The 26,445-nt window shown below is 59.2% G+C and carries 27 protein-coding genes; 16 read left to right on the forward strand and 11 right to left on the reverse strand.

Annotated elements, in window-relative coordinates; genetic code table 11:
- Positions 1-169: 169 nt before the first annotated feature.
- Complete coding sequence (locus tag AC0L3I_RS24395; protein WP_473528483.1) at positions 170-1,213, reverse strand: LLM class flavin-dependent oxidoreductase; 1,044 nt, start codon at positions 1,211-1,213, stop codon at positions 170-172.
- Positions 1,214-1,407: 194 nt separating this feature from the next.
- Here AC0L3I_RS24395 and AC0L3I_RS24400 point away from each other — a divergent pair, with 194 nt between their 5' ends.
- Complete coding sequence (locus tag AC0L3I_RS24400; protein ID WP_473528484.1) at positions 1,408-1,554, forward strand: hypothetical protein; 147 nt, start codon at positions 1,408-1,410, stop codon at positions 1,552-1,554.
- Positions 1,555-2,058: 504 nt separating this feature from the next.
- On the opposite strand, the gene AC0L3I_RS24405 is transcribed toward AC0L3I_RS24400, so the two are convergent.
- From AC0L3I_RS24405 to AC0L3I_RS24415, 3 genes are all read right to left on the reverse strand, one after another.
- Positions 2,059-2,589, reverse strand: a complete 531-nt coding sequence (locus AC0L3I_RS24405; protein ID WP_473528485.1) for a nuclear transport factor 2 family protein — start codon at positions 2,587-2,589, stop codon at positions 2,059-2,061.
- A 210-nt stretch (positions 2,590-2,799) separates the two neighbouring features.
- Positions 2,800-3,045 carry a ferredoxin gene (locus tag AC0L3I_RS24410; RefSeq protein ID WP_473528486.1) on the reverse strand — a complete coding sequence of 82 codons (246 nt, stop codon included), beginning with the start codon at positions 3,043-3,045 and terminating at the stop codon, positions 2,800-2,802.
- Positions 3,046-3,088: 43 nt separating this feature from the next.
- Entirely contained in the window at positions 3,089-4,306 is a 1,218-nt protein-coding gene (locus AC0L3I_RS24415; protein ID WP_473528487.1) for a cytochrome P450, read from the reverse strand.
- A 1,492-nt stretch (positions 4,307-5,798) separates the two neighbouring features.
- On the opposite strand from AC0L3I_RS24415, the gene AC0L3I_RS24420 reads away from it, so the two are divergent.
- Together AC0L3I_RS24420 and rpoN are read left to right on the forward strand one after the other, a co-directional pair.
- On the forward strand, positions 5,799-6,347 hold the full coding sequence (locus AC0L3I_RS24420) for a redoxin family protein (RefSeq protein WP_473528488.1): 549 nt from the start codon (positions 5,799-5,801) through the stop codon (positions 6,345-6,347).
- Positions 6,348-6,421: 74 nt separating this feature from the next.
- Entirely contained in the window at positions 6,422-7,882 is a 1,461-nt protein-coding gene (rpoN, locus tag AC0L3I_RS24425; protein WP_473528489.1) for an RNA polymerase factor sigma-54, read from the forward strand.
- Here rpoN and AC0L3I_RS24430 read toward each other — a convergent pair.
- From AC0L3I_RS24430 to AC0L3I_RS24450, 5 genes are all read right to left on the reverse strand, one after another.
- Positions 7,879-8,532, reverse strand: coding sequence for a nitrogen fixation protein NifQ (locus AC0L3I_RS24430; RefSeq protein WP_473528490.1), 654 nt, complete (start codon positions 8,530-8,532; stop codon positions 7,879-7,881). The genes rpoN and AC0L3I_RS24430 overlap by 4 nt on opposite strands.
- Positions 8,529-8,846, reverse strand: coding sequence for a ferredoxin III, nif-specific (gene fdxB / locus AC0L3I_RS24435; RefSeq protein WP_473528491.1), 318 nt, complete (start codon positions 8,844-8,846; stop codon positions 8,529-8,531). Before fdxB ends, AC0L3I_RS24430 begins: the two co-directional genes overlap by 4 nt.
- The gene (locus tag AC0L3I_RS24440; protein WP_473528533.1) at positions 8,843-9,046 is read right to left on the reverse strand and encodes a CCE_0567 family metalloprotein; all 204 of its coding nucleotides are present in this window, start codon (positions 9,044-9,046) and stop codon (positions 8,843-8,845) included. Before AC0L3I_RS24440 ends, fdxB begins: the two co-directional genes overlap by 4 nt.
- 25 nt (positions 9,047-9,071) lie before the next feature.
- The gene (locus tag AC0L3I_RS24445; RefSeq protein ID WP_473528492.1) at positions 9,072-9,293 is read right to left on the reverse strand and encodes a DUF269 domain-containing protein; all 222 of its coding nucleotides are present in this window, start codon (positions 9,291-9,293) and stop codon (positions 9,072-9,074) included.
- A 389-nt stretch (positions 9,294-9,682) separates the two neighbouring features.
- On the reverse strand, positions 9,683-11,578 hold the full coding sequence (locus AC0L3I_RS24450) for an ABC transporter ATP-binding protein (RefSeq protein ID WP_473528534.1): 1,896 nt from the start codon (positions 11,576-11,578) through the stop codon (positions 9,683-9,685).
- Positions 11,579-12,274: 696 nt separating this feature from the next.
- Here AC0L3I_RS24450 and nifS point away from each other — a divergent pair.
- The 13 genes from nifS (at position 12,275) to AC0L3I_RS24515 (ending at position 23,468) form a co-directional block, all read left to right on the forward strand.
- The gene (gene nifS / locus AC0L3I_RS24455; protein ID WP_473528493.1) at positions 12,275-13,531 is read left to right on the forward strand and encodes a cysteine desulfurase NifS; all 1,257 of its coding nucleotides are present in this window, start codon (positions 12,275-12,277) and stop codon (positions 13,529-13,531) included.
- Positions 13,512-13,895 carry a nitrogenase stabilizing/protective protein NifW gene (nifW, locus tag AC0L3I_RS24460; protein ID WP_473528494.1) on the forward strand — a complete coding sequence of 128 codons (384 nt, stop codon included), beginning with the start codon at positions 13,512-13,514 and terminating at the stop codon, positions 13,893-13,895. Before nifS ends, nifW begins: the two co-directional genes overlap by 20 nt.
- A gap of 184 nt (positions 13,896-14,079) precedes the next feature.
- The gene (locus AC0L3I_RS24465; protein WP_473528495.1) at positions 14,080-14,931 is read left to right on the forward strand and encodes an electron transfer flavoprotein subunit beta/FixA family protein; all 852 of its coding nucleotides are present in this window, start codon (positions 14,080-14,082) and stop codon (positions 14,929-14,931) included.
- A gap of 20 nt (positions 14,932-14,951) precedes the next feature.
- Positions 14,952-16,058, forward strand: coding sequence for an electron transfer flavoprotein subunit alpha/FixB family protein (locus AC0L3I_RS24470; RefSeq protein ID WP_473528496.1), 1,107 nt, complete (start codon positions 14,952-14,954; stop codon positions 16,056-16,058).
- An 11-nt stretch (positions 16,059-16,069) separates the two neighbouring features.
- Complete coding sequence (locus tag AC0L3I_RS24475) at positions 16,070-17,377, forward strand: FAD-dependent oxidoreductase (RefSeq protein ID WP_473528497.1); 1,308 nt, start codon at positions 16,070-16,072, stop codon at positions 17,375-17,377.
- A 12-nt stretch (positions 17,378-17,389) separates the two neighbouring features.
- Positions 17,390-17,689, forward strand: coding sequence for a ferredoxin family protein (locus tag AC0L3I_RS24480; protein WP_473528498.1), 300 nt, complete (start codon positions 17,390-17,392; stop codon positions 17,687-17,689).
- Between the two features lie 157 nt (positions 17,690-17,846).
- Entirely contained in the window at positions 17,847-19,607 is a 1,761-nt protein-coding gene (nifA, locus tag AC0L3I_RS24485; RefSeq protein WP_473528499.1) for a nif-specific transcriptional activator NifA, read from the forward strand.
- Between the two features lie 250 nt (positions 19,608-19,857).
- Complete coding sequence (gene nifB / locus AC0L3I_RS24490) at positions 19,858-21,339, forward strand: nitrogenase cofactor biosynthesis protein NifB (protein ID WP_473528500.1); 1,482 nt, start codon at positions 19,858-19,860, stop codon at positions 21,337-21,339.
- Positions 21,340-21,371: 32 nt separating this feature from the next.
- The gene (locus AC0L3I_RS24495) at positions 21,372-21,566 is read left to right on the forward strand and encodes a 4Fe-4S binding protein (RefSeq protein ID WP_473528501.1); all 195 of its coding nucleotides are present in this window, start codon (positions 21,372-21,374) and stop codon (positions 21,564-21,566) included.
- Between the two features lie 90 nt (positions 21,567-21,656).
- Positions 21,657-21,983 carry a nitrogen fixation protein NifZ gene (locus AC0L3I_RS24500; RefSeq protein ID WP_473528502.1) on the forward strand — a complete coding sequence of 109 codons (327 nt, stop codon included), beginning with the start codon at positions 21,657-21,659 and terminating at the stop codon, positions 21,981-21,983.
- Positions 21,980-22,192 carry a putative nitrogen fixation protein NifT gene (gene nifT, locus AC0L3I_RS24505; RefSeq protein WP_097574884.1) on the forward strand — a complete coding sequence of 71 codons (213 nt, stop codon included), beginning with the start codon at positions 21,980-21,982 and terminating at the stop codon, positions 22,190-22,192. The genes AC0L3I_RS24500 and nifT overlap by 4 nt, the downstream gene beginning before the upstream one ends.
- Before the next feature lie 41 nt (positions 22,193-22,233).
- Complete coding sequence (locus tag AC0L3I_RS24510) at positions 22,234-23,145, forward strand: SIR2 family NAD-dependent protein deacylase (protein WP_473528503.1); 912 nt, start codon at positions 22,234-22,236, stop codon at positions 23,143-23,145.
- A 143-nt stretch (positions 23,146-23,288) separates the two neighbouring features.
- A complete protein-coding gene (locus tag AC0L3I_RS24515) occupies positions 23,289-23,468 on the forward strand; it encodes a hypothetical protein (RefSeq protein ID WP_473528504.1) in 180 nt (59 codons plus the stop codon).
- Between the two features lie 742 nt (positions 23,469-24,210).
- On the opposite strand, the gene AC0L3I_RS24520 is transcribed toward AC0L3I_RS24515, so the two are convergent.
- Complete coding sequence (locus tag AC0L3I_RS24520) at positions 24,211-25,164, reverse strand: GDP-L-fucose synthase family protein (protein WP_473528505.1); 954 nt, start codon at positions 25,162-25,164, stop codon at positions 24,211-24,213.
- Between the two features lie 87 nt (positions 25,165-25,251).
- Positions 25,252-26,352 carry a GDP-mannose 4,6-dehydratase gene (gene gmd / locus AC0L3I_RS24525; RefSeq protein ID WP_473528506.1) on the reverse strand — a complete coding sequence of 367 codons (1,101 nt, stop codon included), beginning with the start codon at positions 26,350-26,352 and terminating at the stop codon, positions 25,252-25,254.
- Positions 26,353-26,445 lie beyond the last annotated feature (93 nt).

The raw sequence follows: 26,445 nt of genomic DNA on the forward strand, positions 1-26,445 counted from the left end.
AGCGGAAGATCGGCGGTCCGTGCAGGCAAGGTGACGGACGGCGTTGGTCTTCGATCCCGGTAATCGCCAGGCGACTTGATTATATATCCATGCCGCCTGGACGATTGTCGAACATCGGCACGCGAGATTTCAACACCCCCAGTGGCCGCGCCGAACTTCAAGCCTTGACCTAACCAAGCGACTTGTTGATCGCTGGAATGATCTTGTCTCCCCAGAGCTCAATCTGGCGTAGCATCGTCTTTTGGTCGAAATCTCCCAATTGGGTCTGAATTGCGATCTGATCCGGCTTCAGGATACTTATCTCTTCCAGCAGGCGATCGATGACGCGACTTACGCTGCCGATCGGCAGGTTCTGGCGCATGGTCTCGAACGACAGATCCTGCTGCGTCGGTGTTTCCTGCAGCAGATAGCCGTCCCGGCTCTGCTGGCGGCGCTGGTGAAGTGCTTCAGATAGCCGGCGCTGGAAGCGGGCGTTGTCGAGATAGCTGTCGATCTCCGCCTGATCGTCGCTGGCATAGCAGCAGCGCAGAAGCCCTATCTTGGCGGCCGTGACATCCTTACCCCGCGAGGCCGCCGCCTTCTCGATGGTCTCACGCAGCGTTCTCACGTTTTCCAAGCCGTTGTGGAACGCCGTGACGAAAAGATTGTGGCCCTCACGATAGGCCCGGCACATGCTTCGCGCGGACCCGCAGGCGATCCAGATCGGTGGGGCTGGCCTTTGGATGGTGCGCAGCGAAATCGCCGTTAGAGGTATCTTCTCATACTGGCCATTGTGCTCGAAGACCTTCTGGTTGAGGCCCTTGAGAAGAATATCCAGGTATTCCGCAAACACGGCCGGCGCCTCATCGATATCGACGCCGAAGCGCTCGAACTCGAACTGCTGGTATCCCGAGCCGACGCCGAGTTCGAGGCGGCCGTTCGAAACGATATCGGCAAAGCCGATCTCGGAGAGCAGGCGCTGCGGTTGATATAGCGGCAGCACACAGACGCCGGTGCCAAGACGAATAGTACTCGTAAGGCCAGCGCAGTGTGCCACCATCATCAAGGGCGAGGGAACCAGGCTGTAATTGTTGAAGTGGTGCTCGGCGAACCAAGCGGTGTTGAAGCCAGCCTGCTCCGAAGCGATTGCCTGTTCTATGGAGTTACCGATGACGCTGTCGCACGATTGATGATAGCCTCGCTGGGCCGCCAAGATGAACGTCGCGAATTCCATGCCGTTTCCTCGTTCACACAAAGTGGCCAATCAAGCCTTCGACTTGTGCCGATTGCGGGTGGGCCGCGGTATCGATCCGGCTTGGCGGCGACGTAGTCGACCATCTTGCGCAAAGCCGCTTATCGTTCGGCGGCCGCAGGCAACCGCCAAAACTGGCTAGTGTTTCGACCCTGATGACGAGGTTTCCGTCATCGATGAAGACGATCACTGACAAGCCGCGCTTCGGACGTGCCATGCAGCCGCAGTCTCAATGCTTGAACCTCATCGGCTTCGACGAACCGCAGCCCGCCGCCGGCGAACATTCGACGGATCCGTCCGCAGCCTTCGTTGGATCTTCTTGATCGGTTGGCTGGGCGTTTCGCGTGTCAGCCAACGAGATCAAGCCGCCGTCCACGTAGAGGGTCGAGCCGTTTACGTATGAGGCATCAGGCGAGGCCAGAAGAACACTGCCTCAGCGACGTCTTCAGGCTGTCCCATCGGCCCATCGGGATACCCCGTGATCGGCTACGGAATCGATGCGACCGGACTTGACCAACTGAGCAATGTCAGGCGTACGGATGTAGCCAAGAGCGACGGTGGCCGTTCGAATGCCGACCGAGCCGAGTTCGGCCGCCATGCACCCGGTCAGCATGTTCATACCCGCCCTGGACGCCCATAGGCATAGCGTCAGCGATCTCGACGCGAGCCAGCCGCAAGACCGGTCGCGGCATTGCAAGACGTCCTGGTGACCGCAAGTTTCCATTCCGGGTAGACGTGTTGCGTTCCGGGACCGCTCCCGGATGCGGCTGTCCAGTTGGGAGCCTTGGAAAGCATTATGGTGAACATGCATTGCATTTTCACTTTAATCACGAGCTGCGGCGCTTCCTGAGCGCGTAAACCGGGTCATTGGGATGCGCTGCTCCGATAGGTTGCCGCAAGCCGAACCGTTCTGCCTCGGGGACCGCTGGTGGGGTCTGCTCTTCGAACCAATCGTAAACCACGGTCCGTTCGGCAATGCGCCACGCCCCTTCCCTCTTCTGAAACAGATCGCAGTAACGGCCGCAGAGGAGCACCTGGCGTGCTTCTCCGTCGTTGTCTGGTCCGCGTTGCAGCGCGGTGAAATAGCTTTCAACCACGGCCTCCGCCGGGTCGATGAATTCGATCAATACGTTCGTGATCTGGTGGATCAAGCGCGGTCCGGTCTTGAAGAGACCAAGCGCAAACTCAAAGAAGCCCTCGGCTGAGCCGCAATAGGCACCGTGATTGTCATGCGCATCGGGCCAATACGCACTGCGCAGCGCAGCCTCATCCGCGCGGTCTATGCCGCGGCAGTACCGATAAAGGCAGTCGCGGATCGCCTCGCGGTCGCGCAGTTCGGTGATTTTTGCCTGGCCCATCGCTCTGTCGCAAATTCTGAGATTGGAAGGCGTTTCGTGCCTCTAGGTGCGTGCAAGGACGAACCGATCGGCTATTGAAGAAGCCAGAACGAAGGCGAACTTCACGTGTCGCGTGCGTGTCATGGAGGTCTCGATGCCAGAGAGGAGGTAGGCAGGGAAGCGGCCGGACGCCTTGCTGTGCGGTGTGGGGCCACGTCTCGTCGATTCCACCTAAGCTTCCCCAGCTCTTGGTTGAATGGCGGCTGGTTCGAACCGCGCGGCCGATGTGCGATCGACTTCCAGCGCACGTTCGGGGCAGGATCGCGCGCCTTGTGACGCAAGCAGTTGCTCCCCCTCCGCAACCTCAATGTCACCGGGCAGGATGTAGCCCTCGTCATCAAGCTTGAAGATGTCCGGCGCTTGCGCCGAGCATCGCGCGTGACCCTGGCATTTGGCTTTGTGGACGACGATGTGCATGGTGCTCCCTCCATTGTCTGTGCCGTGGCTTAAGGCTGCTTGGTCAGGACCAGTCGACGATCAGATTTTCGATCCCAAACACATGGCCGCCACAGGTGATGGGCGCTGTACCTTCCTTGATCCGGAAGGCCGGTATGCGCGCCAGCCACTCCTCCAGGCCAATGACAATCTCGCGCCGGGCAAGGTGTGAGCCAAGGCAACGGTGGGGACCATAGCCAAAGGCGGCGTGGCGGTTGTGCTCTCGCGCCAGATCGACCGTGTTGGGGGATTCGAATTCCTCCGGGTCGCGATTTGCAATCATCGTGGCGCAGGAAACATAGTCCCCCTTTCGGATCCGCGCGCCTTCGAAGTCGATATCTTTCGTAGCCACGCGGATCAACTGAATGGGCGGATAGGCCCGCAGCAATTCTTCGGTTGCGAGCAGGATGCGGTCCGGTTCGCTGCGCAGCAGTTCCTGATCCTTGAGGTTGCGCGCTAGATAAGCCAGGTCAAAGCCTATAGCTGCTGCGACGGTGTCAAGTCCCGCGACGAACACAAGCACGCCGATGCCACGGATCTCCTCGTCGGTTAGCCGGCGGCCCTCGACCTGCGCCTGCACGATGAAGGTCATGAGATCGTCGACCGGATTCTTGCGGCGATTGGATGCAAGTTCATCGATGAAAGCCACAATCTTGCGGGCAGCCACCGGTCGTTCCACATCGTCGCCGTGGAGCAGATCTTTCGCCCAGCCGACAAATGTATCGAGTCCCTGATCCGGCAACCCCAGAAAGCGAAGGAAGATGCTGACAGTGAACGGAAAGGCAAAATCCTTCATGACGTCGCAGCTTGTGCCCGATGCGGCGATCCTATCGATCAGCGTGATCGCTTGCTCGCGGACAGCCGGTTCCAGTGCCGTCACCCGCTTGGGCGAAAGCAGCGGACTGAGTAGAGCGCGAAATGCGCCATGGGCCGGTGGATCGATCTCAAGCGGGATCGTCGGCCAGGTTTCGCCCAGTATGGAGGAGAAGATGCTGCGATGGCTGGAAAAAGTTTCAGCGTCCTGCAGCACCTTACGCTGGTCTGCGGCGCGGGTGATGACCCAGGTGCCCCGGCCATCTTGCGTGTTGTAGGGGGAATAGAAGATCGGAGGCCCGTCATGGGCGCAAGCGACAGCTGCGTGTGGATCCCCGTTGGGCGTTGGTGGCATGCCTGGCGATGTGAACAGGCTGAAGTCCCTCACCATTTCGGGCGGGACATGATCTGGAACCGGGTTGATCGCCATTGGATTCTCCTGCCGTCTAACCACTAACCAGGCCGCGCGGCATGGCATCTTGGCCATCCGGCAACTCGTAACCCTCTTGGCCAGACCGCTGCCTGCCCGCCAAAGAGCCGACGAGCGAAATCGTCGGAGAAGCGGCGTTTTCAAGCTTCGAACGGCGAGCCGGAAATGAAGCTCTTCCCCACAACGGGTTCAGGCCGGTCATCTCTTCCAGGATATCCGTAGCTCGGCACGCGAGAGGCGGTACCCGTCGACATCGCTTCGCTGATTTCCGCGAGCGCAGGCGATGAGGGCATGAGCAAACATGCGGGTCGAATCTCATCTCCTCCTCGATCGATGGCCTTTGGCCGGTGCCAGGCGAACTGCGGGTGTCCACGCCAGTCACGCCAGTCGGGCTTTCACAGGCAATGCCTTTGGATAGATCGGCTCGACGCGGACCCGACATGGTGTCTTCCTTGCTTGGCTGCATTGATCGCGATGTCACCCACAACATGAACGCCAGGCGGCAGCTGCCGCCGCCTCACGAGAGAGCTTCAAAAGTCGTGCCAGCGGCGCGGAAAGAGCTCTGCAGGAGATTTCTACATATCCTTCAACAGCTTGAACGATTGCGCAGCCGCAAGCCTGGCGGAGCACAGCCGTGTCGCGGACCTGACAAACCCGACAGCAAAGTCGCGGCAGCTTCAAAATGCTCCGCGAGTGCAAGGCGGTTTTCCCGTCACCTCGGGACCGTGCCCGCCTCACGCAAGCGCAGTTCAGGAAGATGCACATGGCCAGCTTGCCAATGGACGTGCTGGCTTTTTTGTACCCATTGCCGATTTCGAAGCTGTCTGGCGAGCGTCGATAGGGCGAAGCGCGTAGTCAGCCGTCTCAATCTGAGAACGGAGGCCAATAGGGACCTTCGTCAGGTTAACCCGATCGACTCCTGTCCCTCGTTCCGAGTATGGGCCACAGATACTCGCTCCGAATACGAGCCACCTATTCTCCGCGCCGGCGACCCGGCGACCCTCTGGTCCGACTTCCAACATTGTTGTCCAGCTTCGGACAAAAGAGGCTTGCGGTTTGATACGCATAAAGGGGATCCCCCCCGCCCAGAGCTCACGATCAGGTGATTATGGGCGCGCTCGGTCTCGGCGAAGGCATGGTTCTGGCCGCTCAAGGCAAAGAGTGTCGCTGCAAAAAATCAGTGTGAACCCCTGCCCTAAAAATCAAATGGCATAGCGCTTGCGTCGTACGCGGCAGAACCCATCACAACGTGGACAGGAGCAAGACCATTGCTGACCTCGCGACGCCCCATACAAGCGCGTAGTGAAACCGTTCTCGTTGCCGCCGCAAATCGAGACCTCGTTTTCTTCAAACGCCCGTGCTCGCGAGCGGTTTTGCCATGGCTCCGACACGCAAACGCGCGGCGCTCGGCCGAATTGCCGGCCGAGGTCGATGCCGTGTCAGTTTCAACTGAAAAAGCAGCGCACCAGTTTTTCCTCCAGGAGCAACATTGATGACCGTCAAAAAAAAGGTTCCTTTCGTCACCTTTCGCACGCGTGTTCGCGATGAGTCCATCGAGGGGCCAAACCCGTACCGCTGGGAAGACAAGACATCCGACGATTATTTCAGCGGCAAGCGCATCGTCCTGTTCTCGCTGCCCGGTGCTTTCACCCCGACCTGCTCGACCTTCCAGTTGCCCGATTTCGAAATGCTCTACGACGAGTTCGAGAAGGAGGGAATTGACGCGATCTACTGCGTTTCCGTCAACGATGCCTTCGTCATGAATGCCTGGGGCAACGCCCTGGGGCTGCAGAAAGTCCAGCTCATCCCAGACGGCTCGGGCGAGTTCACCCGCAAGATGGGCATGCTGGTTGCCAAGAACAATCTCGGCTTCGGCATGCGCTCCTGGCGCTACGCTGCCGTGATCAACAATGGCGTGTTGGAGCGGTGGTTCGAGGAGGACGGTTTCTGCGACAACTGCGAGACCGACCCCTATGGCATATCGTCGCCGCAGAACGTCCTTGAAACGCTGAAAGCCGCCAAAGCCGTGACGGCTGCATGATCTAGAGGAGCCAACGTCTCGAAAATCCCATTGGCCAAGGCCAAGGGTCGCTCGGTAGGAGTTTCACGCTAACCATGCAGTCCTCAGCAAGCCTGCTTCAGCGTCAGAAGCAATCGTTGGTTTTGACGCCGCAAATGATGGAGTCAATTCGCCTGCTGCAACTGGCGCATCCCGAACTGCATCAGTTCGTCGAGCAGGAAATCGAGAAGAACCCCTTTCTGGAACGGGCACCAAACGATGGCCGGGCGCCGAAGGATATTCCGTCGATTTCGGCCGGAAACCCGCACATCGGGCCGACCACGGGCGGAATATCGGATCGGGCCTCGCAGTGGAAATCAATCCGCGGCAAAAACAATGTCGCACCGGGGGGAAACCATGCTTTCGAAGATTCCTGCACGTCCACCGAAACACTGCACGACCATGTTGCTCGTCAGATCGCTCTCAGCGCATTCGCGCCGCTGGAGCGGCGAATAGCTGGCGAGCTTGCCGGTCATCTTGAAGACACCGGATACATTCAGGTGAACTTTTCGGAACTGGCCAGCAGCCTGAATGTCCGGGAGGCTGACGTGGAACGGGTTCTCGGAACTTTGCAGCAGTTCGATCCCCCGGGGATTTTTGCGCGAACTCTCAGCGAATGCCTTGAGATACAATTGCGGCAGCTAGACAGGTTCGACCCGGCGATGGAGGCGCTGGTCGCCAATCTTGAAGCGCTAGCGCGACGCGATTTTCAAACATTGAAGCGCCATTGCGGTGTCGATGAAGACGACCTTCTCGACATGTTGCACGAAATCCGCGCGCTCGATCCCAAGCCTGGAAACCGATTCCAATCCGGGGGGCCTGAATCGATCATACCCGACGTCTTGGTCCTGCCCTCGCCCGGAGGCGGATGGCAAATCGAACTTGATCCAGACACGCTGCCCAAAGTGCTGATGAACCAAAGCTATTTTGCCGAGGTCTCACGCCTAAACCCCCAAAATTCGAAAGATCAGTCATTTCTCAACGAATGCCTCCAAAACGCGAACTGGCTAATCCGCAGCCTTGATCAGCGCGCCAAGACGATCCTCAAGGTAGCGGCTGAAATCATCCGCCAGCAGGACGCCTTTTTGGAACATGGCGTCGCCCACCTGCGGCCTCTCAATCTCAGGACTGTCGCGGATGCGATCAACGTGCACCAGTCGACGGTAAGCCGGGTGACGTCGAACAAGTACATGCTGACCCCGCGCGGCGTGTTCGAACTGAAGTATTTTTTCACTGTCGCGATCGGCTCCTCCGAAGGCGGCGACGCGTACTCCGCCGAAGCTGTCCGCCATCAAATCAAGGCGATGGTTGCCGTAGAATCGCCCGACGAAGTGCTTTCTGACGACGACATCGCCACCCGGCTCAAGGAAACCGGGATCGACATTGCTCGCCGCACCGTTGCGAAATATCGTGAGGCGCTCAACATCCCGTCCTCCGCGCGACGTCGCCGGGAAAAGCGCGCGTGGCTTCGATGCCATTCAAGCCCGGGCGGCGGCGCCGACGAAAGCGGCTCTTAATCCAAAGCGAACCCGTTCTTGATCCGTGCCAAGTGGCTTTGGCCTTCCTCCGGGCCAAAACAGCTTTCGAAATCGCGGCATTCCTGACAACTGGGCGCGGTGCATAGCGAAAAGCCTTCAGCCTCGCAGAGCTTACGATAGAAGTACTTCTTCCATTTCATGTTTTTGGTGTTGCCGGCCGCCAGCGCCGGGAAATGCCTGGCGATCAAGCGGCTGAGCTCGGCCCGATTGAAAAGGCCAAGGTCCTGCCACAGATGGTCATTGCGCAAACTACGCCTGGCGATGATCTTGGCGAAGATGGTGCTCGCCGCATCGCCTGGCTTGGCATGCCCAATGAGCAGGCCGCGCAGAAGCCCTTCCTCCATATCCGGCTCGGCATCGGTCAGCTTTTCCAGCGCGAAGGCGTTGACGGGCACAGCGGGGAAATAGCGTGTCACGACATCTCGCAGGTCGGCACGCGAAAGGCCGGTTGCTTCGGTCGCGGTCGCCTTGCCGGCCTCGACCTCCTTGAGTGCGAGGTAGACAACACAGGCAAGCACATGCCGGTCGAACGCCGTCGCCGGGTCGGTCGGCGGCCATTGGCTGGTGCTGAAACAGCCATAGTGATGGGCGAATGTGACGCCGTTCTCCTGGTCTTGTCCCCAGCTCATGCAGTAAGCTTGTCGGCCGCAAGGTGGGTCTGGCAGTTCTTTGGGCAGACGCGGCCGCAGGCTCCGCAGCCAATGCAGCGGCCGGCATGGTCGACAACCATGATCATGCGATTGAGCTCACCATCGAAATCGTCGTCCTCACCCGCGCAGATGCCGAGGATTTCGCCTGCGTCATCGACGCCATGAAGGTGCATGACCTCGCGCGAGCAGACCTTGAAGCAGCGGCCGCAGCCGATGCAGGTCGCGCCATCTATAGCGGTCAGATATTCCGGCACCCATGTGGAGCCGTCGCGGCTGATGAATTTGCTCCTCATCGCAAAGTCTTCATTTTGGCGAGCTCTCTCCTGGCACCATCCAATTCGGCATAAACGGCATGCGTTTTCTCGGCGACTTCCTCTATCTCAATCCATTTGACCGGGAGACCCTCGGCAAGGTCGCGCAAGTTCGTCTTGGCAATTGCCGCGCGCAGCTGAAGGTTTCGGACTTTCTTCGCCATCTCATCCAAGTTTGACATGATCCTTCCTCGAAAATCGGTTTCTTCACGCCCGCGCCACGTCGGGATAGGCAATAGCTGCAGTCGCATCATCGACCAGTTTCGCGCCGATATCCGCGAGTTTCCGGAGAGTCTCGAAGAAGAACCGGTGATGCCGACGGTACATGGGAGACGCTATAGCCAGTTTATGCAATCCCGCGCGGCGAGACGCAGGTCCGTATCCTGCACCTTCGAGTTCGGCATAAGAGCGGTGGGTCGCAGCCGACAATCAAGATCTTGTGCCCGACGTCGACGCGGGCGGTGAGCGCATGCTGGGAGGGAGTCGATTTTGGCGACACCTCTATGCCAGAGAACGCGTATCTGGCGCGCACCCGGCGCGTTGCTTTCCTTCGCTCCATTGATCGCATCAACCAGGATCGAAATGATCGCGCGGCTGCCGCCTCAGGAGGAAGCCTCAAGCGCCGTGCCGGGAACGCAGGGCGAAGCTCATAAGAAATTGTGTGCATCCCATTCATTGGTTTACTCGAGAGCGCGGCAGGAAGACAGGTCGGCACCAGGCGTGTCGTGGATTCGAAAAATCCAACGACAGGTTGCGGCCGCCTTTTCAGGAACGGCCCGACAGGATTGCTGGGGAGGGAAGCTGAATTCACGCCGCGTTCAACCGCGTTGCACATTGGTCTCATCCCACCCCTTTGTCAGCTCCAAGGCCTGCCGCTCGAACAGGCGGCGGTAGATGCCGTCGCGACGGATCAGCGCGGAATGGTCGCCCTGCTCGGTGATGCAACCACGGTCGAAGACAAGCAGCCGGTCGAGTTCGCGCACCGTCGAGAGCCGGTGCGCAATGACGAGCGTGGTGCGCCCGACCATGAGCCGCTCCATCGCCTTCTGGATCAGCACCTCCGATTCCGAGTCGAGGCTCGATGTCGCCTCGTCCAGAATCAGGATCGGGGCATCGGCGAGGAAGGCGCGCGCTATTGCCACACGCTGGCGCTCGCCGCCTGAAAGCTTCACGCCGCGTTCGCCGACCAGCGTACCGTAGCCGTTCGGCAGGCGCGCAATGAAGTCATGCGCGCTGGCGAGCCGCGCCGCCTGCTCGACGTCGGACCGAGAAGCACCCGGCCGCCCATAGGCTATGTTCTCGGCCAGCGAGCGGTGGAACAGGAGGGGCTCCTGCTGTACGATCGCGATCTGCGAGCGCAGCGAGGCCTGCGTCACCAGCGAGATGTCCTGCCCATCGATCAAGATTCGTCCAGCATCCAGGTCGTAAAGCCGCTGGATGAGCTTGACGAAGGTGGTCTTGCCGGAGCCAGAGGGGCCTACCAGACCGACCCGTGCGCCGGCCTCAATCGAAATCGACAAGTCGCTGTAGAATGGCGACCAATGATTGCCGTAGTGGAAATGGACGCTCTCAAAATCGATGTGACCCTTCGTGATCCGGATCGGCTTGGCGCCCGGAACATCGGCCACGTCCGGCGGCTGGCTGTAGGTTTTGACCAGTTCCTCCATCTCATTTACAGAGCGCTGGATGGTGCGCACGTGCATGGAAACATCACGCAAGTAGCCATACAGGACGGTGAAAGACGCGAGCACCAAGGCGATGTCACCTGGGGTCGCCTGGCCGCGCGACCACATAAATAAGGCGTAGCCGATCAAAGCCGCTCTCATCGCAAGAAGCATGATCCCCTGGAATGCAGCACTGACCGTCCCGCGCACCCAGGTCCGGCGGGTGCGGTGCCGCCACTTGGAGATGACTTTCGCCAGGCGATAATCTTCCCGCGCTTCGGCGCCGAAGCCTTTGACCACCGCGTTACAGCTGATCGCGTCCGCAAGCGAGCCGCCAAGCCTCGTATCCCAATTGTTGGCAAGGCTTGCCGCTGGCGCCACATAGCCGAGCGACAGGATAATGATCAGCGCCACATAGCCGACCGAGCCGCAGGCGATGATCAGCCCCATCATTGGCCAGTACCAGCCGAGCAGAACGCTCGAGCCTACGAGCATGATGAGCGAGGGGAACAACGCGAGAAGGATCGTGTCATTGAAGAGGCAGAGCGCCCACATGCCGCGCGTGATCTTGCGCACCGTCGAGCCGGCAAAGGTTTTCGCATGCCAATCGGTCGAAAAGCGCTGGACGCGATGGAACGCGTCGCTGGCGATGTCCGATATCATCTTCAGAATGAAGTCATTGATGGCAATGAAGGCGACGTTGCGCATGACGACGGCGCCGAGTGTGAGCGCAATCAACATTGAAAAGGCCGCAAGAGCCGCATCCCACACGACGGCGTCGGCTGCCGCTCCTTGGGCGACCGCGTCTACGAGCCGTCCGGAATAGAGCGGCGTCAGAACGTCAAGGAGCGTTGCGACAAGCACCGCGATCATAATGATCGCGAGCCGGACCGGCTGCCTGCTCCAGTGGCGTATGGTGAAGGCGAAAACGTCGCGAAAGGCGGCGCCGCGCAGATCGATGTGAAAACGACGCTTGGCTTTGTACGAGCGCACCAGGACGCTCGGTCTCAAGAAACCTGAAATGGACGGTCTGCGTGAGGACGAAAACATCGCTCGGAATGTGGATAGCTGATCTGGGCCTGACATGTTGCTTTCTTTCCTTCGTTCCATCGATCGCGATGTCACCCGAGAGATGAACATCGGCCGCGGGCACGCGCTGCCTTACGAGGAGAGAACCGCAATAGCCGTGCCAAAGGCTCAGAAAGAATCTCAGAAGAATTTTCTGCATATTCTTCAATGACAACGAGATCTCAGTAGGCAACGGGGGCGGAACAGCGCCGCGTCGCGCACTCGACAAACCCGACAGGACGCATCGGTCGCGCGAGCATCCTTGGCGAACGGCCGACAGGATTGCTCCTCACGCGAAGCGGAATTCACGCCCGATTCAACGGCGTTCCGCGTTGAACAATTCACGCCGATGTCGGACATGCGACATAGCAGTGTTGGACCCATCATATTGTTTTGAAATGATTTCCTTCTTTGGCACGGTCCATGCGTAGCTGTTCGCGAACGCGTCCCGGCCTGAAGGAGAAACAGTCCATGATCCAGCACACCGAAAACAACGTGACCTAAAGACCGCGCTTTCCCGGGCCGGCGCAAGGCTGGCGCATCAAGGTCGAGGCGGGCGGCCGCGCCGGCTCCAAGAAGCGCGGGCCGAGTGCCCGCGGCAACTCCTTCGGCTAACCATCATCATGACAGACCGGGCGTGCGCTTTGCGAGATTGCGCTCGGGAGAAGGATCACATCCATGAGGCCTGTTTATCTGGACAACAACGCAACGACACGGGTCGATCCTGAAGTCGTTCAAGCAATGCTGCCGTTTTTTACCGACCAATTCGGCAACCCTTCGTCGAGCCACGATTTTGGCGCTTCCGCCCGGGCGGCGGTGAGAAAGACGCGCCTGCAGGTGCAAACGCTGATCGGGGCGGATTTCGACGACGAGATCACCTTCACCTCGGGCGGGACGGAAAGCGACAACGCCGCGATCCTCTCGGCGCTCGAGGTGATGCCTGAGCGCACAGAGATCGTGACTTCCGCAGTCGAGCATTCGGCCGTGCTGACGCTTTGCGCCCACCTTGAGAAGACGCGCGGCATCAAGGTGCATAGGATCCCGGTGGATCGCCACGGCCGGCTCGACCTCGATACCTATAAGGCCGCCCTCACCCCGCGCGTGGCGATCGTCTCGATCATGTCGGCGAACAACGAGACCGGAACGATCTTCCCGGTGGTCGAGCTTGCTGAGTTGGCCAAGGAAGTCGGCGCCCTTTTTCATACCGACGCGGTGCAAGCGGTCGGCAAGCTTGCGATCGACTTGAAATCGACGGCAATCGATATGCTGTCTCTCTCCGGTCACAAATTACACGGACCGAAAGGGGTCGGCGCACTTTATGTAAAGCGCGGCGTGCGCTTCTGTCCGCTGATCAAGGGGGGAGGCCAGGAGGGCAACCGCCGCGCCGGCACGGAGAATACGCCAGGCATCGTCGGTCTCGGCGTGGCAGCCGATCTTGCCTTGAAATTCATGGACGACGCGAACACACGGGTAAAGGCGTTGCGCGACCGCCTGGAGAAGGAACTTCTCCAGCGCATCCCACACGCCTTCGTCGTCGGCGATTTGCTAAAGCGGTTGCCGAACACCGCAAACATCGCCTTTGGAGATATCGAAGGTGAGGGCATACTGCATTTCCTCAATCGCGAGGGCATCGCCTGCTCCTCCGGCTCTGCTTGCGCCTGCGGCTCGCTGGAGCCGAGCCACGTCTTGGTGGCGATGAATATCCCCAATAACGCGGCACACGGCGCAATCCGTTTCTCCTTTTCGCGCAACAACGGCGAGGAGGACGTCGACCGGGTGCTCGAGGTCATGCCCGGGATCGTTAAGAAGCTGCGTGAGCTTTCCCCATCTGCCAGCCAGGCGAGAGGACTTCAATCCGCGCCAGGCCTGGGCGACAACGCAAACCCGACCACCATTTCCGGCCCAGGAGAATGCAATGCGCAGTTGTTTCGCTGAAAGTCGTGCCATCGATGTCACCGACATCCTCGCCCGGCTGAAGAGCATGTCGGCTGCGGAGGAGTTCTTCGCAGTCCTTTGCATCTCTTATGATCCGAAGGTGCTCAATGTCTCACGGCTGCATATCCTGAAGCGCATGGGCCAATATCTCGCTGAAGAGGATTTCGCCGGTCTTCCCGACGGGGTGATCGCCGCGCGGGCGCGTGCGACGTTGGAACGCGCCTATGAGGATTTCGCGACATCCTCGCCACTCACCCACCGGGTCTTCAAGGTGCTCAAAGAGCACGATCCGGACAAACCGGCCACTCGGGACCACACCTTTGTCCCGTTCGAGTCGATCCTGAGGCGGTTCGGGACAGAATGAACGCGACACTAGTGCGACGCGACAATGTCGAAAAGCCGACAAACCCGGTCATCACGGCGGCACCTTCGGAAGAAAACAACCCCATCTCAAAGGGAACAGAGCAACGCAAAATGGTTGGCACGAATGATGCTGCGAAGGAGATGAACGCCAGGGCCGCTTGCGGATTGGAGCAGAGAAAGACGCAATGCACATTGTAATCTGTATCAAGCAGGTGCCGGACTCCGCGCAGATACGTGTCCACCCGGTGACGAACACGATCATGCGCCAGGGCGTGCCGACCATCATCAACCCTTACGACCTGTTCGCCCTCGAAGAGGCACTGAGATTGCGCGGCGCCCATGGCGGCGAGGTCACGGTGCTTACGATGGGTCCGCCGATGGCAGAAGATGCGCTGCGCAAGGCGCTCACCTATGGCGCCGACCGCGCGGTACTCTTGACCGACCGTTGTTTTGCCGGCTCCGACACGCTGGCGACGTCCTTCGCGCTTTCTCGGGCAATCGTGAGAATTGGTGAGACCTTCGGCGCGCCGGACATCGTCTTCGCCGGCAAGCAGACGATTGACGGCGATACCGCCCAAGTCGGGCCCGGCATCGCCAAGCGCCTCGGCCTCCTGCAGTTCACCTATGTGGCGAAGATCGACTCTATCGATCTCGATGCGCGCGAGATCACCGTCAAGCGCCGTTCGGAAGGCGGCACGCAGATGCTGAAAAGCAGGCTGCCTTGCCTCATCACAATGCTGGAAGGCACCAACGAAATCCGCAGGGGCTCGCTCGACGACGCCATGCGCGCCGCGCGCAGCCAGATCGTGAAATGGAGCGCGGCCGAAGCTGGCATTGAGGACCTCAACAAATGCGGCCTGCGCGGCTCGCCGACGGTCGTCAAGCGCGTTTTCGCCCCTACGACGCGGGCGGAAAAGGCGACGCAGATCGACATGACCGACAAGACGCAGCACGACCTCGCTGACGAACTGATCGCCGCAATCTTCACCCGCCAGTCAGCGCTGGAACACGAACTCGCCTTCGACGGCGGCCAGTGACGGGACGGCAAGGAGAGACGATGTCGAACGCGAACCGCGAAGCCCCTCCTTCCGCCGGCCGTGCCGGCATCAAGAGGGAATTGCCTGAGCACTTTAGGGACTATCGGCACGTCTGGGTTTTCATCGAACTGGAACGCGGCGAGGTCCATCCCGTGTCCTTCGAACTGCTTGGCGAAGGCCGCAAGCTCGCCGACAAGCTAGGCATCCAGCTTGCGGGGATCGTGCTCGGACCGCCGGGTGAGGCCACGCAGCATGCCGTTGCCGAGGCCTTCGCTTACGGCGCCGACCTTGTCTACCTCGTCGAGGCACCGCTGCTTGCCGACTATCGCAACGAGCCTTTCACCAAGGCGATGACGGATCTGGTCAATACCCACAAACCGGAGATCCTGCTTCTCGGTGCGACCACGCTCGGCAGGGATCTCGCTGGCTCAGTAGCGACGACCTTGCTGACAGGGCTCACTGCCGACTGTACCGAACTCGATGTAGATGTCGACGGTTCGCTCGCCGCGACCCGTCCGACTTTCGGCGGTTCCTTGCTATGCACGATCTATACGCTCAACTACCGGCCGCAGATGGCCACCGTACGACCGAGGGTTATGGCCATGCCACCGCGGACGGCTAAGCCGGTCGGGCGTGTCATCCGGCACAAGCTGTCAATGACCGAGGAAGAGATCATCACAAAAGTCCTTGGCTTCAACCTCGATCGCCAATCGGCAAAGGCAAATCTCGCCTACGCCGACATCGTGGTTGCCGGAGGCCTCGGTCTCGGCTCAGCGGAGAATTTGCAGCTTGTGAAGAATCTAGCGCGGGCAATCGGCGCCGAATATGGCTGTTCGCGCCCGCTGGTTCAGAAGGGCTGGATGCCGGCCGATCGGCAGGTTGGCCAAACGGGCAAGACCATCCGGCCAAAGCTTTACATAGCGGCCGGGATTTCCGGCGCCATTCAGCATCGGGTTGGCGTGGAGGGGGCTGATTTGATCGTAGCCATCAACACCGACCCGAACGCCCCGATCTTCGACTTTGCCCACCTCGGCATCGTCACCGATGCGATCCGTTTCCTGCCGGCATTGACGGAAGCCTTCACCCGGCGGCTGTCGCCGCACAGTCACGACAAGCTTGCGAGCTAAGGGAGACGGCCATGATCGAGGAAAAATTCGACGCCATCGTCGTCGGGGCCGGTATGTCCGGAAACGCCGCCGCCTACACCATGGCAAGCCAGGGCCTGACGGTGCTGCAGTTGGAGCGCGGCGAGTATCCGGGCTCGAAGAATGTCCAGGGCGCCATCATGTACGCCGACATGTTGGAGCAAATCATTCCGGATTTCCGGAATGATGCGCCTCTCGAGCGGCATCTGATCGAGCAGCGATTCTGGGTGATGGACGACACCTCCCACACCGGGATGCAGTATCGATCGGACGATTTCAACGAGGCGAAGCCCAATCGCTACACGATCATCCGCGCCCAATTCGACAAGTGGTTTTCGCGCAAGGTGCGCCAGGCCGGCGCGACGGTTCTGTGCGAGACGACGGTGACCGAACTTGTCCGCAATGCCAGCGGCAAGGTGATCGGCGTGCGCACCGACCGGGCTGGCGGGCCGATCTACGCGGACGTGGTCGTGCTCGCAGAAGGTGTCAACGGACTGCTCGGTACACGGGCCGGCCTGCGCAAGATGCTGAAGCCAGAAAGCGTGGCGCTCGCTGTCAAGGAAATGCATTTCCTACCCGATGAGGTCATTGAGCAGCGGTTCGGCCTCCAGGGCGACGAAGGCTGCGTGATCGAAGCGGCGGGCACGATCTCCCGCAGCATGGCCGGACTGGCCTTCCTCTACACCAACAAGGAGTCGATCTCTCTCGGCATCGGCTGCCTCGTCTCCGATTTCGCCCAGACAATGGAGAGCCCTTACGTCCTCCTCGACGCCTTCAAAAACCATCCTTCGATCCGGCCGCTGATCGCGGGCTCGGAAGTCAAGGAGTATTCCGCGCATCTCATTCCCGAAGGTGGCTACAAGGCAATTCCGCAGCTCTTCGGCGACGGTTGGGTCGCGGTCGGCGATGCCGCCCAACTGAACAACGCTATTCACCGCGAGGGTTCGAACCTTGCCATGACTTCTGGTCGCATCGCGGGCGAGGCAATCATTGAGATCAAGGGCCGCAACCAGCCGATGATCGGGAGGAACCTCGCCCTCTACAAGACCATGCTGGACAAGTCCTTCGTAGTCAAAGACCTGATGAAATATAAGGACATGCCGGCTCTGATACACACCAATTCCCGCAATTTCTTCATGACTTACCCGCAGTTGATGTCGCAGGCAGCGCAGAACTTCATGCGGGTCGACGGCACCCCGAAAATCGAGAAGGAAAAGGCGACCACTGCTGCCTTTATCAAGGCGCGTTCGCGCTGGGGGCTGATCAGCGATGTGGTCCGCCTGGCACTCGCGTGGCGCTGAAGGAGAAACAGGATGACGATCGCCGTGACGAAGTTACGCGTCGAGGACAAGCTTTACCAGAACCGCTATCTGGTCGATCCGGGCCGCCCGCATATCAAAGTGCAACCCCACGAGAGGCCGAGCGCGAACCTGCTCGCGCTGACACACATCTGCCCGGCTAAGTGCTATGAGTTGAACGACAAGGGCCAAGTGGAAACCACTTCCGACGGCTGCATGGAATGCGGCACCTGTCGCGTGCTGTGCGAGGCCAGCGGTGAGATCGTGTGGAATTACCCGCGCGGCGGCTTCGGCGTCCTCTTCAAGTTCGGATGACTGGCGCAAAGAGCGAGAAACGAGAGGTTCGCAATTGCGGTCAAGACCCGTCAATATTGTTCGCAATTACCGAAAAGCTGAAAATACTATGTTCTTGAACTCAAAATACAAAAAAGGGCTCGGGAGGAGCACCTTGGACAACCGTTGAGGTGTTTGCATGGCTCACATGCTTCGAGATCAGGTCGATGAAATTGCATCTCGGAACACCCCGCCTGAACCTGCGGTCGAAGCGGTGCGCAATACGGACAGCTTGCTCAGGGGAATCTACGAGATATCGAAGGTTCTGACTGCCCCGGTCCGGCTGGAGATTACGCTTGCCAATGTCGCGAATATCCTCTCCTCGTTTGTGCAAATGCGTCATGGCGCAATCGTCGTCCTGGACGCTGAAGGAGAGCCGCAGATTAGCGCAACTACCGGCGGCACTGTGCCTCAATCAGGCGCCGGCAGCGTCGTACCCCAGGCCGTAATAGACAAAATCGTCGCTACCGGGGTGCCGATCGTCATACAAGACACAAGCACGTCTGAGCTATTTCAGGCTGATCCTCAATCGAGCAGCAATACGATCGCAACTGCCTTTATCGGTGTCCCGCTAAAGGCTGAGGAAAAGACCTTCGGGATACTGTCGATCGACCGCGTCAGGAACGGTACCCCCAGGTTCGGCTACGAGGAGGACCTACGCTTCCTGGCCATGGTCGCCAATCTGGTCGCTCGGACCATCCGTCTCCATCGGACTTTGAGCACAGCTGGTCAGCGACTTATCGAGAAGCAACCGAGATCAGAGCAGTCGCTCGACGAGGACAGGACCCATTCGGCCCGGCATCCGCATGTCAAGATCGACGGAATCATCGGAGAAAGTCCCGCGCTCAAGCAAGTGCTCGAGATCGTCTCGGTCGTGGCCAGGACCAATTCCACAGTGCTTCTGCGAGGCGAAAGCGGTACCGGCAAGGAGTTCTTTGCACAGGCCATCCATAAGCTTTCACATCGGAGGGAGAAATCCTTCGTCAAATTGAACTGCGCCGCACTGCCCGAAAGCGTTTTGGAATCGGAGCTCTTTGGGCACGAGAAGGGTGCCTTCACCGGGGCTATCCTGCAGCGCGCCGGCCGGTTCGAATTGGCGAATGGCGGAACCCTGCTGCTTGATGAAATCGGCGAGATTTCGCCTGCCTTTCAAGCCAAGCTGTTGCGCGTTCTGCAGGAAGGAGAACTGGAGCGAGTGGGCGGCACCAGGACCCTAAAGGTTGACGTGCGGCTCATATGCGCCACCAACAAGGACCTCGAGACGGCTGTCCGTAATGGAGAGTTCAGGGCCGACCTTTATTACCGGATCAATGTGGTGCCAATAGTCCTGCCTCCCCTCAGAGAACGGCCGGGCGATATTCCACGCCTTGCGAAAGCTCTCCTCGACCGATTCAACAAGGAGAACCATCGCGATCTTGCCTTCACGCCGTCGGCGCTTGACCTGATGTCGCAATGCTATTTCCCTGGCAACGTGCGTGAGTTAGAGAATTGTGTGAGACGGACGGCCACACTTGCGCGTTCAACGACAATAACTGCGTCGGATTTCGCCTGCAAGAACAGCCAGTGCCTGTCTTCTCTTCTGTGGAAAGGAGCCGGTCGTTCGCATGGCGGCGATGCCGTCGACGAGTTCGCACGTGCCAATATGATGCCGGTTGGATCGCCGCCGCCTACCATGCGAGTCGGCGCCTCACAGAATGAGGCATCGCCCGGCGAGACCTGCGACCCCCACCATCCCGTTTGCCCTGCAATGAACCCGCGTCTGACGGAACGCGACCGGCTGATTGATGCGATGGAGAAGGCCGGCTGGGTTCAGGCCAGGGCGGCTCGTGTCCTCGGTCTCACGCCGCGGCAGGTCGGCTATGCTTTGCGCCGGCATCGTATCGGAGTGAAGAAGTTCTAAACGTCGCTCATGACATCAGAACGTGGGGGCGCGGTTGCTCACGCACTGGGCGTAACTGAGACAACACGGTACCTTTCGCGTTGGTTCTGACCGTTGTCGGCGACCTGACAAAACCGTGTCGCAGGAAACGGACACAATTGGACACAAAAGGCCGACGTAAAAGCCAACACAACGGATAAAGACGCTTTTCGAGTTGGCATATCTCTTGCGCTCTGAGGTGCGATGTTCACACCACGCACGGAGCCGTTTGATGTCCGCACCGATGATTTCGCTACAGGGCCTTTCCGGCACGACAGTCTTTGATCAGTCGCCGGCGAGAGCGAAATCCGGTGGCTGCGCATCTTCATCCTGCGGCTCCTCCGCAAAGCCGCACGAGATGGACTCGGCAGTCTGGGAGAGGATCAAGGATCATCCCTGCTTTTCAGAGGAAGCGCACCACTATTTCGCGCGCATGCATGTGGCGGTCGCCCCAGCCTGCAATATTCAATGCAACTACTGCAATCGCAAATATGACTGCGCCAACGAAAGCCGGCCTGGGGTCGTCTCGGAAAGGTTGACCCCCGACCAGGCGCTGCGCAAGGTGATCGGGGTTGCCAACGAAGTGCCGCAGCTTTCCGTGCTTGGCATCGCCGGACCGGGCGATGCCTGTTACGACTGGGAGAAGACAAAGGCGACATTCCAACGGGTCGCCAAGGAAATCGCCGACATCAAGCTGTGCATCTCCACCAACGGGCTCGCGCTGCCAGACCGCGTCGCCGAGCTTGCCGAAATGAATGTCGATCACGTGACGATCACCATCAACATGGTCGACCCGCGGATCGGTGCCAAGATCTATCCGTGGATCTTCTATGACAACCGCCGTTATACCGGCGTTGAGGCAGCCACGATCCTGCACGAACGACAGATGTCGGGGCTGGAGATGCTGACGGCGCGCGGCATCCTCACCAAGATCAATTCGGTAATGATCCCCGGCGTAAACGATGAGCACCTGATCGAGGTGAATAAATGGGTCAAGGAGCGCGGCGCGTTCCTGCACAATGTCATGCCGCTGATTTCCGACCCGGCGCACGGTACGCATTACGGCCTGAACGGGCAGCGCGGCCCCAAGGCAATGGAGCTGAAGGCCCTTCAGGATCGTCTCGAAGGCGGCGCCAAGCTGATGCGCCACTGCCGGCAGTGCCGGGCCGATGCTGTCGGCCTGCTCGGCGAGGATCGTGGCCAGGAATTCACGCTCGACCGGCTTCCCGACAAGGTCACCTACGACGCCAGCAAGCGCGAGACCTATCGGGCAGTGGTCGCGCGCGAGCGGGGCGACCGCATGGCGGCCAAGAGCGAGGCGCTCGGGATGGTCAAGACCGCAGGCTCCGGCAAATCGCTTCTGGTCGCGGTGGCGACCAAGGGTGGGGGCCGCATCAACGAGCATTTCGGCCATGCGAAGGAATTCCAGGTTTATGAGGCCTCGCCGAAAGGGATCAGCTTCGTCGGTCATCGCAAGGTCGAGCAGTATTGCCTCGGCGGCCGGGCCGAGGACAAGAGCCTCGACGGCGTCATCTCTACGCTGGAAGGCGTAGACATCGTGCTGTGCGCGAGAATTGGAAATTGCCCGGAGGATCGTCTCAAGGAAGGTGGGATCCGAGCAACGGATGCTTACGGGTATGACTACATCGAGACCGCGATCGGCGCGCTTTACGCCGCCGAGTTTGGGAGTGAGCCACTGGCTGCGACGGCCTGAGCCGCCTCATTCTAACCGAACCGGAGTTGAAAATGGCCTTTAAGATCATCGCTTCCCAATGTACCCAATGCGGCGCCTGCGAGTTCGAATGCCCTTCCGGCGCGATCAAGTTCAAGGGCGAGGCCTACGTGATCGATCCGAAAAAGTGCACCGAATGCGAGGGGACCTTCGAAACGCAGCAATGCGCCTCGGTATGTCCGGTGTCAAAGACTTGCGTCCCCGCCTGAACCTCCATTTCGGGTACCGACGCGGTCGGGGCGCCTGCGCCGGACCATTGATCCTTGTTGAAAAGCTGCAGCCGCAAGAAAGGAACTGCCATGAGCCTCGGACGCGAACAGGACGTCGAAATCTGTTCACCCCCGCGATTCATGCCGGGTGAGCGGGTCCGCGCCACACGCCACATAAAAAATGACGGCACCTATCCTGGCAAGGAGATCGGCGAAAACCTGGTGCGCAAAGGCGACGAGGGGTATGTGCGCGACATCGGCACCTTTCTCCAGCAGTTCTACATCTATGCGGTGGAATGGGTCGATCGCGGCACCATCGTCGGCATGCGTGCGCGTGAACTCATGAGTTTTGAGACGGCTGGGATTCTTTGCACTGCCGAAATTGGCACTGGGTTTGACAAAGGAACGGCCGGATGAGGGTAATGATCCGCAGGACCGGTGCTGGCTTGTCGGCATATATTCCCAAAAAGGATCTCGAAGAGCCGATCATCAAGGTCGACAACGAACACTTATGGGGTGGGGCTGTGACGCTGAAGAACGGCTGGCGGTTAGTCCTGCCCGACCTTCCGCGGGATACGCCTTTGCCGATTACCGTGGAAGCAAGGAAGATTTCCGACGAGGACTGACCTTCGGGTTGACACAAAGAGAGCGACAAAGGGATACGAGCATGAACACAATGACCTCGGGCCATCTCGTCGTCATTCGGGACAGTTTTGCCGAAAGGCAGCTTGACCTTTTGAAGAAAGCGCTCGCGGCCGATCAGGTCATTCCCTATCTCGGCCCGGGTTTGCTTGAGATCCGCTCCGCGGGACCGCCCGTACCGCATACCCCCGAAGCCGTTGCCGCAGCGCTCAACAAGCGCACGCCAGCCCCTTCGAAGATTCGCACCAACATGTGGTCGGTAGCGCAGTATATCGAACAGCGCCGGCACCGCCGGACGCTTCAAGTTTGGATGGCCGAAATATTCGCGACCCCGGTGGTGCCGACCATCTTCCATGCCTGGCTTGCAACGCTGCCGCTCTCCGTGATCGTCGACAGCTGGTACGACGGTGCCATGCGCGCGGCCCTAATACAGACCCGCCGAACGGACGTCGTTGAAATACAGGGCGTCCCACGGGCGCACGAGTTCGGCGACATTTGGACGAAAGCCTACGATTTGTCCGGGATATTGCTTGAATCCGCACCAGCGGCGAAGACGGTTCTCTACGCCCCCCACGGCGGTGCCAGGCCGGCCGCAAACTTCCTCGTCGCAGATTCCGACTACGTTGAAGTGCTGAGCGAAATCGACATCCAGACGCCGATCCCTGACCTGGTGAAGGAACGGCGAGCCAGCCGTGGTCTTTTCTTCCTCGGCTGCCGCTTCAACGATCAGATGCTGCGCACCTATGCCCGACAGATCATGAAGCGCTCCAGTGGCCCACATTTTGCGGCAATCGATACAGCAACGCTGACCAAGAACGAGCGTCGCTTCCTTGCAGAAAGCGCAATCACGGTCATTGACATGCCGACGGGTCAAGCCGCGGCCCGTCTCGTCGGACTGGGCGAGACATTGCATGAAGCCAAACGGGCAATCGTTTGAGCCATTCCCAGACGCCTCAACATTGCCGAAAAAGTAAAATGGGCAATTGACTTCCGGGTTTTTCAACAACTCCGAGAGGCGCTGCTGTTTCGAGCCCGCGCTGAAAAGCTTCGACGGTTATTTCATTCGAGGCTGCAGCGGATATGGCATTCGATGCTGCGGATGAACACAGCGGCTACGGGCTCGAACCAGCCGAGCAGAGCATAGTCTGGCGCCAGGGTTGTCGCGGCGAGCGGTCGCAGCTGATCGGCTTCACCTGGCGGCAAAAGCTGTGGCACGGCACGATGATCAGGGCCGGTTGGGGTCGATGCCAATCGAGCTAAGGCCAAGCGTGCTCACCGCATAGGCGGTCACCTGCCACTGCCATCCCAGAGCGTCAGGATGATCGCCTTGCGCGACAGCTTGGCGCGCGGCAGACGCGAGCGATTCGTTCAGGGCAGGCCGCTTCGCCATCAACGAGACCCGCTGCTGAATGAGTTGTAAACGCCCGCATCATGGCGCCGCAAATCCGCGCTTGCGGCGCCATGACCTTGAGTCGAGTGAGTTCGGCACTAACAAGGCAGACTGAAGCAATCCGGTCAGCCCGGCCCATGCCGGAGAGCACGGCGACAATGCCGCCAGCTACACCACGCAGCGGGACACGATCCCGCCTGCGACTAAGCGCGAGTTGAAAAGCATACGTCGACGTCCGCCATTTCCGCATGCACCGCCTTGGATAAGGCTGCCCCGAGGCATGATGCGGGCCTGGTTGGCTTTCGTGTCGATGCCAGCTTCGTAAGCAGCGGCTCCCGTGAGGTCGAGCAGTTCTAACTGGCGGCTTGAGTTAACGGCGCTCAAGCAAGCCGTTCCAGGTGCGGCCGGTTATGCGGCCCTCCCCCTTCCCATTGGCTTGGGCAAGCTTCTGGGTGATCCTCTGCATCGCCGGTCGCAGAGAGGTCCGGTTTGCAACGTTAGCACAGGCCAATATTGCGGCCGCCTCGGTATGTATGCGTCCCTCTCTTCTGTTTGGCCGACACGCTTGCACCCGGTCGGACATGCAGTCCAACCAGGATGCGCACATCCACATCAAGCCCCATGAAGGCGAAGAAAATCCTCATACGTCGCTTGCAACCCGGCACCAAGAGACGTTTTGGCTTTCCAGCCAAGGTTACGCAAGCGCGTTACGTCCAGTAACTTGCGCGGAGTACCGTCTGGCTTCGTCGTGTCGAATACCAAATTGCCCTCCCAGCAGACCGCCGCCTTGACGAGTTCCGCCACCTCGCGAATTGTGACGTCCTCACCAACGCCAACATTAATCAGGGGCGCCGTGTCGGGGGCTGTCAGGGCGTCAAAATCCGAATCTGGCAGGCCAAGCAGGAACGCAATAGCATCGCCTACATCCGACGAATACATAAACTCTCGCCGAGGGTTTCCGGATCCCCAGACTCCCACCGAGGAGTCGCCGTTCATTTTAGCTTGATGAAAACGGCGTATCAGAGCAGGCAGAACGTGACAATTTTCGGGGTGATAATTATCGCCGGGACCATATAAGTTGGTCGGCATCAACGCGAGATAGCGCGCCTTGTACTGCCGGTTGAAAGACCAGCATGATTCGACACCTGCGATTTTTGCCAAAGCGTAGGGACGATTCGTCGCTTCAAGCGGACCGGTGAGAAGGTATTCCTCCCGTATCGGCTGCGGACAGTCGCGTGGATAGATACACGAGGAGCCAAGAAAAATCATCCGTTCGACGCCGGAAGCGTAAGCGGCATCAAAAACACTGACTTGAATCGCGAGGTTGTTATGAAGGAAATCGACAGGGGAGCTAGCGTTCGCCAGTATACCACCAACCTTTGCGGCGCACATAACGACGTAATCTGGCCGCCGCGACATGAAGAACCTGCGCGTCTCGCTCCGGTCAAATAGATCCAGTTCGTCGTGAGTACGTGTTATTATCTCATAGGATCCTAACGCCTCGAGGGCTCTCATTGTGGCGGATCCAACAAGGCCGCGATGGCCTGCCACATAGACTTTCTTCATCTTTTTGTTTTCCATTGATAACGCTCTGGGCGCTCCTTAAGAAGGCCACCATAGCACTCACAACAAGCCAGCATGGCGCCGCCGTTGTCAGCATAACTCTCGTGGACTGTGCGAATAATACCCCTGCTTCATCAGCACTGCGTCACGCTCTGCCATGCGCAAATCTTCCCGAACCATCTCCCTAACCAATTCGATGAAGGAGATTTTGGGCTCCCACCCAAGTTTTTCTTTCGCCTTGCGGGCATCGCCGAGAAGTGTCTCGACTTCTGCAGGACGAAAATAACGGGGATCTACTTTTACGATCAGAGCTCCCGTCTTTGCATCGTACCCCTCTTCGTCGACCCCTTCCCCCACCCAACGAACATCAATGCCGAGTTCAGCGGCCGCGACGGTGACGAATTCGCGCACCGAATGTTGCTCACCGCTAGCGATCACAAAGTCCTCAGGTTGCTCCTGCTGCAGCATCAACCACTGCATCTGGACGTAGTCTCGAGCGTGCCCCCAATCGCGACGCGCATTAAGGTTTCCCAAGAATAGAGTCCGCTGCATTCCAAGCTTAATCCGAGTCAAGGCGCGCGTGATTTTGCGCGTTACAAATGTTTCTCCGCGCGCGGGTGACTCATGATTAAATAAAATTCCGTTACATGCATACAAATTGTAAGCTTCTCGATAATTTACGGTGATCCAGTGAGCATACAATTTGGCAACAGCGTAGGGTGATCGGGGGTAGAACGGTGTCGTCTCGGTCTGTGGCGTTTCCCGCACCAGCCCGTAGAGCTCAGACGTCGAGGCTTGGTAGTAGCGCGTATGCTCGACGAGCCCCAGGATCCGAATTGCCTCGAGGATACGCAGCGCACCCAAGGCATCGGAGTTCGCGGTGTATTCTGGTTCTTCAAAGGAGACTGCAACGTGGCTCTGAGCTGCCAAATTGTAAATTTCGTCCGGCTGAACCAGTTGGATGACGCGCGTAAGACTGGACGAGTCTGTCAAGTCCCCGTGGTGAAGTGTAAGATCAACGCCACTTTCATGAGGGTCATGATAGAGATGATCTATACGGCCCGTATTAAAAAGAGACGATCGTCTCTTTATCCCATGCACAGAATAGCCCTTTTCTAAAAGCAATTCTGCGAGGTAGGAACCGTCTTGCCCCGTGACCCCGGTGATTAAAGCGACTTTTCTCTTTGACAAGCTTGAATCCTTTTGATTTTGAAGCGCCCAAGAAAATGCTCGCCTGCGGCGGGATTGCGTGGCGAGAAAGGGGCGCATTGGGCAGGGCGAACG

The sequence above is a fragment of the Mesorhizobium sp. WSM4840 genome, from assembly GCF_055811755.1.

Excerpts from the sequence above, each read along its gene's own strand:
- AC0L3I_RS24405 (WP_473528485.1), bottom strand. The coding sequence starts at position 2,589 with ATGGGCCAGGCAAAAATCACCGAACTGCGCGACCGCGAGGCGATCCGC.
- AC0L3I_RS24500 (WP_473528502.1), top strand. The coding sequence starts at position 21,657 with ATGAGCCTCGGACGCGAACAGGACGTCGAAATCTGTTCACCCCCGCGA.
- AC0L3I_RS24495 (WP_473528501.1), top strand. The coding sequence starts at position 21,372 with ATGGCCTTTAAGATCATCGCTTCCCAATGTACCCAATGCGGCGCCTGC.
- AC0L3I_RS24515 (WP_473528504.1), top strand. The coding sequence starts at position 23,289 with ATGGCATTCGATGCTGCGGATGAACACAGCGGCTACGGGCTCGAACCA.
- AC0L3I_RS24450 (WP_473528534.1), bottom strand. The coding sequence starts at position 11,578 with ATGTTTTCGTCCTCACGCAGACCGTCCATTTCAGGTTTCTTGAGACCG.
- AC0L3I_RS24440 (WP_473528533.1), bottom strand. The coding sequence starts at position 9,046 with ATGTCAAACTTGGATGAGATGGCGAAGAAAGTCCGAAACCTTCAGCTG.
- AC0L3I_RS24410 (WP_473528486.1), bottom strand. The coding sequence starts at position 3,045 with ATGCACATCGTCGTCCACAAAGCCAAATGCCAGGGTCACGCGCGATGC.
- AC0L3I_RS24510 (WP_473528503.1), top strand. The coding sequence starts at position 22,234 with ATGAACACAATGACCTCGGGCCATCTCGTCGTCATTCGGGACAGTTTT.
- AC0L3I_RS24470 (WP_473528496.1), top strand. The coding sequence starts at position 14,952 with ATGTCGAACGCGAACCGCGAAGCCCCTCCTTCCGCCGGCCGTGCCGGC.
- AC0L3I_RS24400 (WP_473528484.1), top strand. The coding sequence starts at position 1,408 with ATGAAGACGATCACTGACAAGCCGCGCTTCGGACGTGCCATGCAGCCG.
- AC0L3I_RS24395 (WP_473528483.1), bottom strand. The coding sequence starts at position 1,213 with ATGGAATTCGCGACGTTCATCTTGGCGGCCCAGCGAGGCTATCATCAA.
- AC0L3I_RS24420 (WP_473528488.1), top strand. The coding sequence starts at position 5,799 with ATGACCGTCAAAAAAAAGGTTCCTTTCGTCACCTTTCGCACGCGTGTT.
- AC0L3I_RS24520 (WP_473528505.1), bottom strand. The coding sequence starts at position 25,164 with ATGAAGAAAGTCTATGTGGCAGGCCATCGCGGCCTTGTTGGATCCGCC.
- fdxB (WP_473528491.1), bottom strand. The coding sequence starts at position 8,846 with ATGAGGAGCAAATTCATCAGCCGCGACGGCTCCACATGGGTGCCGGAA.
- nifT (WP_097574884.1), top strand. The coding sequence starts at position 21,980 with ATGAGGGTAATGATCCGCAGGACCGGTGCTGGCTTGTCGGCATATATT.
- nifW (WP_473528494.1), top strand. The coding sequence starts at position 13,512 with ATGCGCAGTTGTTTCGCTGAAAGTCGTGCCATCGATGTCACCGACATC.
- AC0L3I_RS24465 (WP_473528495.1), top strand. The coding sequence starts at position 14,080 with ATGCACATTGTAATCTGTATCAAGCAGGTGCCGGACTCCGCGCAGATA.
- nifS (WP_473528493.1), top strand. The coding sequence starts at position 12,275 with ATGAGGCCTGTTTATCTGGACAACAACGCAACGACACGGGTCGATCCT.
- AC0L3I_RS24430 (WP_473528490.1), bottom strand. The coding sequence starts at position 8,532 with ATGAGCTGGGGACAAGACCAGGAGAACGGCGTCACATTCGCCCATCAC.
- rpoN (WP_473528489.1), top strand. The coding sequence starts at position 6,422 with ATGCAGTCCTCAGCAAGCCTGCTTCAGCGTCAGAAGCAATCGTTGGTT.
- AC0L3I_RS24415 (WP_473528487.1), bottom strand. The coding sequence starts at position 4,306 with ATGGCGATCAACCCGGTTCCAGATCATGTCCCGCCCGAAATGGTGAGG.
- AC0L3I_RS24480 (WP_473528498.1), top strand. The coding sequence starts at position 17,390 with ATGACGATCGCCGTGACGAAGTTACGCGTCGAGGACAAGCTTTACCAG.
- nifA (WP_473528499.1), top strand. The coding sequence starts at position 17,847 with ATGGCTCACATGCTTCGAGATCAGGTCGATGAAATTGCATCTCGGAAC.
- nifB (WP_473528500.1), top strand. The coding sequence starts at position 19,858 with ATGTCCGCACCGATGATTTCGCTACAGGGCCTTTCCGGCACGACAGTC.
- AC0L3I_RS24475 (WP_473528497.1), top strand. The coding sequence starts at position 16,070 with ATGATCGAGGAAAAATTCGACGCCATCGTCGTCGGGGCCGGTATGTCC.